A 760-nucleotide genomic window follows, 5' to 3' on the forward strand; every position below is an offset into this window, starting at 1 on the left:
TACTTAGATGTTTCAGTTCATCGGGTGTTTTCTCCTTATCTCGAAGATAAGGTGACGGGACGTTACTCCCGCCGGGTTGCCCCATTCGGAAATCCATGAGTCAATGCTTACTTGCAGCTCGTCATGGCTTATCGCAGCTTATCGCGTCCTTCTTCGTTTCGAAACGCCTAGGCATCCGCCGTATGCCCTTATAAACTTGACTTACGTCTTTAAGTTTACTTAGGTATTTTCGCTTTATCCTAATTTGCTTGGGAAAATCTTTTCGTGAGGAAAACTTTATGCATGAGTACACAAAGTCTCCCTTGTTTTAGATTTTCTTGTTTCTTCTGTGCAGTTTTCAGTGAACAAAAAATGGTGGGCCTAAGTAGACTTGAACTACTGACCTCACGCTTATCAGGCGTGCGCTCTAACCAGCTGAGCTATAGGCCCATATGAAGGCGCAAGAGCAAGATCTTTGCGTCTAACTTCGTCATGTCGCCAAATTCTGCGATCGACGTACCTTTCAGTACGACTCCCTTGAATTCGCCGTCATTCCTTGTTATACATCAAAGCTTTTGCTTTGCTTAGTACAACCTATATCGGGTTACACCCGATAAGAAAAAAGATGGTGGAGACGAGGAGAATCGAACTCCTGACCCCCTGCTTGCAAGGCAGGTGCTCTCCCAGCTGAGCTACGCCCCCATTTTATGATGGATGTCACCCTCAAAACTAGACAATGCAAAACTAAGCCAAATGACCGACCTAAGATTGTGAACCGTAA

The 760-nt window shown here is 45.1% G+C and carries 2 tRNA genes and 1 rRNA gene; all 3 read right to left on the reverse strand.

What is annotated here, in order from left to right:
- A 23S ribosomal RNA gene (locus HMPREF9163_RS00510) occupies positions 1–202 on the reverse strand; the annotation flags it as partial.
- Positions 203–352: 150 nt separating this feature from the next.
- Positions 353–429, reverse strand: a tRNA-Ile gene (locus tag HMPREF9163_RS00515).
- Between the two features lie 176 nt (positions 430–605).
- Positions 606–681, reverse strand: a tRNA-Ala gene (locus tag HMPREF9163_RS00520).
- Between the last annotated feature and the right edge of the window lie 79 nt (positions 682–760).

It is taken from the genome of Selenomonas sp. oral taxon 138 str. F0429 (genome assembly GCF_000318175.2).
GTDB lineage: Bacteria > Bacillota > Negativicutes > Selenomonadales > Selenomonadaceae > Centipeda > Centipeda timonae.